Source organism: Deltaproteobacteria bacterium, assembly GCA_029860075.1.
In the GTDB taxonomy this organism is placed as follows: domain Bacteria; phylum Desulfobacterota; class JADFVX01; order JADFVX01; family JADFVX01; genus JAOUBX01.
Genome location: JAOUBX010000059.1, coordinates 23,273 through 29,570, shown reverse-complemented (window position 1 = coordinate 29,570; position 6,298 = coordinate 23,273). Strand labels below are relative to the sequence as shown.

At 47.1% G+C, this 6,298-nt stretch carries 8 protein-coding genes and 4 tRNA genes; all 12 read right to left on the bottom strand.

The annotated features are described in order from the left end of the window. On the bottom strand, positions 1-89 hold an 89-nt coding region (locus OEV42_15770), incomplete at its 3' end, for a GTP-binding protein (protein MDH3975732.1). A 56-nt stretch (positions 90-145) separates the two neighbouring features. Further along, positions 146-220 (bottom strand) — tRNA-Thr (locus tag OEV42_15765). Between the two features lie 40 nt (positions 221-260). Further along, positions 261-334: transfer RNA gene (locus OEV42_15760), tRNA-Gly, on the bottom strand. Between the two features lie 29 nt (positions 335-363). Beyond that, positions 364-448: transfer RNA gene (locus OEV42_15755), tRNA-Tyr, on the bottom strand. A gap of 62 nt (positions 449-510) precedes the next feature. Next, positions 511-586, bottom strand: a tRNA-Thr gene (locus OEV42_15750). Between the two features lie 164 nt (positions 587-750). Further along, positions 751-1,188: a ribose 5-phosphate isomerase B gene (gene rpiB / locus OEV42_15745; GenBank protein MDH3975731.1), complete on the bottom strand. Its 438-nt coding sequence runs from the start codon at positions 1,186-1,188 to the stop codon at positions 751-753. Positions 1,189-1,190: 2 nt separating this feature from the next. Next, positions 1,191-2,423 carry a beta-ketoacyl-ACP synthase II gene (gene fabF, locus OEV42_15740; GenBank protein ID MDH3975730.1) on the bottom strand — a complete coding sequence of 411 codons (1,233 nt, stop codon included), beginning with the start codon at positions 2,421-2,423 and terminating at the stop codon, positions 1,191-1,193. A 31-nt stretch (positions 2,424-2,454) separates the two neighbouring features. Next, positions 2,455-2,688, bottom strand: a complete 234-nt coding sequence (acpP, locus tag OEV42_15735) for an acyl carrier protein (protein MDH3975729.1) — start codon at positions 2,686-2,688, stop codon at positions 2,455-2,457. Positions 2,689-2,757: 69 nt separating this feature from the next. Further along, a complete protein-coding gene (gene fabG / locus OEV42_15730; GenBank protein MDH3975728.1) occupies positions 2,758-3,498 on the bottom strand; it encodes a 3-oxoacyl-[acyl-carrier-protein] reductase in 741 nt (246 codons plus the stop codon). 23 nt (positions 3,499-3,521) lie between these two features. Further along, a complete protein-coding gene (gene fabD / locus OEV42_15725; GenBank protein MDH3975727.1) occupies positions 3,522-4,445 on the bottom strand; it encodes an ACP S-malonyltransferase in 924 nt (307 codons plus the stop codon). Between the two features lie 23 nt (positions 4,446-4,468). Continuing rightward, entirely contained in the window at positions 4,469-5,275 is an 807-nt protein-coding gene (locus OEV42_15720) for an enoyl-ACP reductase (GenBank protein ID MDH3975726.1), read from the bottom strand. Between the two features lie 31 nt (positions 5,276-5,306). Further along, positions 5,307-6,284, bottom strand: coding sequence for a ketoacyl-ACP synthase III (locus tag OEV42_15715; protein MDH3975725.1), 978 nt, complete (start codon positions 6,282-6,284; stop codon positions 5,307-5,309). Positions 6,285-6,298 lie beyond the last annotated feature (14 nt).

Genomic DNA, 6,298 nt, shown 5'->3' with positions numbered 1-6,298 from the left:
GCCGTTAATGTTGTCTTTCCATGGTCAACGTGACCAATGGTTCCCACGTTACAATGGGGCTTCGTCCTCTCAAACTTTTCCTTAGCCATCTATCAAGTACCTCCTAAAATTTGCTATACAGTTTCATAATTTCAAGCAATTAAAATGGAGCCCACGATGGGAATTGAACCCATGACCTCATCCTTACCAAGGATGTGCTCTACCCCTGAGCCACGTGGGCAAAAGATACAAATCCCCCGGAGAGTCAACCCCAGCTTTTCTGGAGCGGGTGGCGGGAATCGAACCCGCGCATCTAGCTTGGAAGGCTAGAGTTCTACCATTGAACTACACCCGCACTTTTAACTATAAACAGAACCACCCAAATGGTGGAGAGGGGAGGATTCGAACCTCCGTAGGCTGAGCCGGCAGATTTACAGTCTGCTCCCTTTGGCCACTCGGGTACCTCTCCGGAATCACTCAATTACCTTGAGACCAACAATCCCTTTACAAAAAAATTCCGGCCTTATTTACTGGAGCTGGCGATGGGACTCGAACCCGCAACCTGCTGATTACAAATCAGCTGCTCTGCCAATTGAGCTACGCCAGCCAAACAGATTAGACGAAAAAACAGACTCCCAACAGCCATCGGCAACCGGAAATCTGTAAAACGTTAATTTATAACCAATCAAGAACCAATTGTCAAGAGAAAAACAAAAAAAAGGATTTTAGAATAAATAAAGTCACGTCTCAATTTGAAACCATCACCTGAAATCAGCACTTTTCAAGCTCAGCTATTTTATCGAGCCTTTTCTGGTGTCTTCCACCTGAAAAGGCAGTCTCAAGCCATACCTTAACCAACTCCCTGGCCAAACCTTTACCTGTTACCCTGCCGCCGATAACGAGTATATTTGCATCGTTATGTTGAGCACTCATTTTAGCCGAATAAACATCATTCACAAGGGCTGCCCTGATACCATGAACCTTGTTGGCAACAATAGACATGCCGATTCCGGTGCCGCACAAAAGAATCCCTTTATCAAATTCTCCTGAAGCAACACGCCTGGACAAATCGATTCCATAATCAGGATAGTCAACAGAACCATCATTGAATGTGCCGAGGTCACTAACCTTGTAACCGGCTTCTTCGAGAAAACACTTAAGGTCTTCCTTTAATTCATAGCCGCCGTGATCACTGGCAATAGCAATCATATTTATACTTTGCCTATGATTAAAGTTGCATTGGTGCCGCCAAAACCAAAGGAATTTGACATGGCATATTTAACACTTTCAGACCTTGCGCTGTTGGGAATGTAATCAAGATCACATTCAGGGTCCGGATTTTCATAGTTAATGGTGGGAGGCAGAATCCCTCTGTCAACTGCCAGGGTAGAAAAAACCGCTTCCACGGCACCGGCAGCGCCCAGGAGGTGACCCGTCATCGATTTTGTGGAACTCACTGCCAGCTTGTACGCATGATCACCGAATACCTTCTTGACAGCCATCGTTTCACCAGCATCTCCGGCAGGGGTAGAAGTACCATGGGCATTAACATAACCCACCTCTTCAGCATTGATCCCACCGTCGTTCAGGGCTTGCACCATACACCTCGCAGCGCCTTCGCCTCCAGATGAAGGAGAGGTCATATGAAAGGCGTCTCCCGACATGCCGTAACCAACGATCTCACCGTATATCTTGGCTCCCCTCTTTTTTGCCGATTCATACTCTTCCAGAATAACAACGGCTGCACCTTCACCTATAATGAAACCATCTCTCTCCGCATCAAAGGGCCTGCTTGCCCTTGCAGGTTCATCATTGCGCCTGGACAAGGCCTTTGCAGAACCAAACCCTCCAAAAGCAAGAGGACAAATGACCGATTCCGTACCACCGGCAATCATGGCATCAGCCTCACCGCGCTGAATGATCTTGTAGGCATCACCAATGGCATGCGTACCGGTGGCACAAGCCGTCACAACACTGGAATTGGGTCCCTTTGCCCCATAGATGATAGAAATATGACCTGCCGCCATATTAATTATGGTCATGGGAATGAAAAAAGGAGAGATCTTTTTGGGACCTTTTTCGAGGTAGGCTTCGTGATAACGCTCTATAGCAGGCAAACCACCCATACCGGCGCCAACCATAACGCCCACCCTTTCAGCATTTTCATCAGTAATAGACAGCGCCGAATCCTCTATTGCCATTTGACAGGAAGCAATGGCATAGTGAATGAAGGTATCCATTTTCTTGACTTCTTTCTTATCCATATAGTCTTCAGCATTAAATCCCTTCACCTCACCTGCTATACGTGAAGGAAAATCAGACGCATCAAACCTGGTCACCAGACCAATGCCGGACTCACCATTGGTAATTGCCTGCCAGCTTTTTTCAACACCAATACCAAGAGGAGTGACGGCTCCGAGACCGGTAACAACAACTCTTCTCATTCTAAATCTCTCCTTAGAGAAAGGGAATCACTTAGTCCTGGTTCTTATTGATATAATCGATGGCATCCTGAACAGTTTTGATGTTCTCTGCATCCTCATCAGGAATCTCGACACCGAACTCCTCTTCAAGAGCCATTACAAGCTCAACAGTATCCAGAGAATCGGCACCGAGATCATCAATAAATGATGCACCGGGGACAACTTCATCGGCATTTACACCAAGCTGTTCTACAATAATATCTTTAACCTTATTCTCCATTGACATGCTAAAACCTCCTGAAATTTACTTTAATTTAACTTATTTTATGCCGGACTTAAAAATCCGGATACTACATTACATATACATTCCGCCGTTTACACTGATTACCTGCCCCGTAATATAGTCTGATGCAGCGCCTGAAAGAAAAAGAACCGCCTCGGCAACATCATCGGGTGTTCCAAGTCTTCCCATAGGGATCTGGGCATTAAGCTCATTTTTTGCCTTTTCAGGAATGGCATCAGTCATTGCCGTTGCAATAAAACCGGGAGCAACGGCATTAACATTGATTCCACGTGCGGCAAATTCCCGTGCAGTCGTTTTTGTAAGACCAATAACACCGGCCTTGGAAGCGGCATAATTAGCCTGCCCCACATTCCCCATAAGACCGACGATGGAAGCAATGTTCACAATCTTTCCCGACCTCTGTTTGGACATATATTTAACAGCAGCCCTGCTACAGTTAAAGGTACCCTTGAGATTTACGCTGATAACGGCATCCCAATCTTCCTCCTTCATTCTCAGGAGAAGCGTATCACGGGTAATGCCGGCATTATTAACAAGGATATCAAGGCTTCCCATCTTGTCAACAACTGAGGCCATCATCTCCTCAGTACTTTTAAAATCGGCAACGTTTCCCTCAATTGCCACAGATTTTCTACCCAATGCTTCAATTTCACCGCAGGTTGCAGCAGCAAGATCGGCATTGATATCAGAAACGGCAACATTTGCCCCCTCACGTGCAAGCAAAAGAGCAACCGTCTTACCTATACCCTGTGCTCCCCCTGTAACAAGGGCACTTTTTCCTTCTAATTTCATAAGCGTCTTCCTCGTCCTTTCCTTTACTGCATTTTTTTCAGTGAAACACTATCTTCAACGTTGACAATCCCAATGGTTCTGTCAATTCTTTTAACTAAGCCGGACAGTACTTTGCCGGGCCCAACCTCGACAACCGACTCAACAGCCATCGCTTTTAGATAACGTACGGAATCATCCCACCTGACGGGAGAACTGAGCTGCTTTACCAGTATATTTACGATTTCCTGCTTGCCGGGATAAGGTTCAGCTTCAACATTGGAAACAACAGGAATGTCAAGGTCACCTAAAGAAAACCCTTCCAGATACTGCCTTAACTCCTCACCGGCACCCTCCATGAGACTGCAATGCGAAGGAACACTGACAGGGAGTTGAATAGCTCTTTTAGCACCTTTTTCCTTTGCCAGTTCAACTGCCGCTTCAACACCCTTCTTGCTGCCGGCAACAACAATCTGTCCCGGAGAATTAAAATTGGCCGGTGAGACCATATCAAGGGCAGACGCTTCATTGCAGATCTGCTCAACATCATCTTTCTCCATGCCAAGGATTGCCGCCATGGCGCCTGTTCCTGCGGGAACCGCTTCCTGCATCAACTCACCACGTTTCCTGACAATCTTTACCGCATCGGAAAAAGTAAAAACACCACTATGAAAGAGGGCCGTATACTCTCCCAGGCTATGCCCGGCAAGACAGACAGCCTCAAACCCTGTTTCAGCTTTTAAAACCTTAAGCACAGCAATACTGGCTGTCAAAATAGCCGGCTGGGTATTGGCCGTCAGATTAAGCAGATCCTGGGGACCTTCAAAAGAAATCTTTTTAAGGTCCAGTCCGATAGTATCGGAGCCTTCTTCAAAGACTTCACGTGCTGCGGCAAAGTTTTGGCAAAGGTCCTTTCCCATTCCAATGTATTGAGATCCCTGGCCGGGAAATATAAATGCAGTTTTAGACATTACAAACTCTTTAAAGAAAAAAATTATTCACGGGAAGCCATATGCGTTGCTTCTTTAATAGAGAGCGACATTGCATGGAATCCGCAATCAAGATGCAGTATTTCACCTGTCATGCCTGTCGAGGCATCAGAGGCAAGATAGAGCGCTGTGTTGCCTATCTCTTCCAGGGTAACAAGCCTTCCGAAAGGCGATCTTAACTCATTAACAAGCTGGATTTTCCTGAAGTCACCTATGCCCGCTGCAGCCAGCGTCCTCACCGGCCCTGCTGAAATGGCATTAACCCTGTGCCCGAGGGGACCAAGGTCTGCAGCCAGGTACCGGACAGAAGTTTCAAGCGCTGATTTTGCAACCCCCATTACATTGTAGTTAGGCATAACTTTCTCGGAACCGTAATAGGTCAAAGTAAGTACGCTTCCATTTCTCCCTTCCATGAGCGGCAAGGCCCCTCTCGTAAGAGCAACCAGCGAATAGGCGCTAATATCGACGGCAAGGGAAAAACCTTCTCTTGATGTATCATAAAAAGCGCCCCTCAACTCATCCTTATTGGCAAAGGCAACTGAGTGAACAAGAAAATCGAGTGAGCCCCACTCCTTTTTGAGGGAATCAAATAGAGCATCAATATCTTCATCCCGCCCCACATCGCAAGGCAAAATAACACTTGACCCGATACTTTCAGCCAAGGGACGCACTCTCTTCTCCAGCGATCCATTGAGGTAGGTAAAGGCAAGCTCCGCCCCTTCCCTGTGAAGCGCCTGAGCTATTGCCCAGGCAATACTTTTTTCATTTGCAACACCAACAATAAGGCCACGCTTCCCTTTCATGAGCCCCATAAAAACACCTCCCGATTTAGAGATTAAAAAATTACCACCTGATTAATACAGATCCCCAGGTAAAACCTCCTCCAAAGGCATCTAAAAGGATGATCGATCCATCCTTGACCCTGCCATTTTTTACCGCTTCATGCAATGCAAGCGGAATAGATGCAGACGATGTATTACCGTGTCGATCCACCGTTATGACCACCCTTTCCGGAGGCAAACCAAGCTTCTTCGCCGTCGCATTAAGAATCCGTATATTTGCCTGATGGGGAACCAGAAGATCGATATCTTCACCGGTCATGCCATTATATTCCAAAGCTTCCAGGGCCGTACTTTCCAAAGCAGAAACAGCTACCCTGAAAACTTCATTCCCTTTCATCTTAACGTACTGCTCACGACTGTCTACGAGTTCGTGACTGACCGGAACCCGCGAACCACCGCCAGGCACATAAAGCAGGTCATACTGGTTTCCATCTGCATGGAGATGTGCTGAGAGGATACCATTCTCTCCTTTTTCAGCTTCAAGAACAACTGCTCCCGCACCATCTCCAAAGAGAATACAGGTTGTCCTGTCTTTCCAATCAATAATACGGGAAAGGACTTCGGCGCCCACTACAAGTACCTTGCGGTACATACCGCTCTTTATAAACTGGTCGGCCGTGGAAAGAGCATAAACAAAGCCCGTACAAACAGCCTGCAGGTCAAATGCCGCAGCCCTCCTCGCTCCAAGCCTTCCCTGTAAAACAGCCGCAGTCGAAGGAAAGGGAAAGTCGGGCGTCGTCGTCGCTACAATAATCAGATCCAGATCTTCCGGCGCGACACCGGCGTTGACCAAGGCCTCACCGGCGGCTTTAAATGCAAGATCAGAGGTTGCCTCTCCCTCTGCGGCAATACGTCTTTCTCTGATGCCGGTCCTTGTAACAATCCATTCATTATCGGTATCGACCATCTGCTCAAGGTCAGCATTGGTCAACACCTTTTCCGGCAAGCAGGAACCGATTCCTTTTATCCTGCCTCTCAGCACAAGCTTCCCTC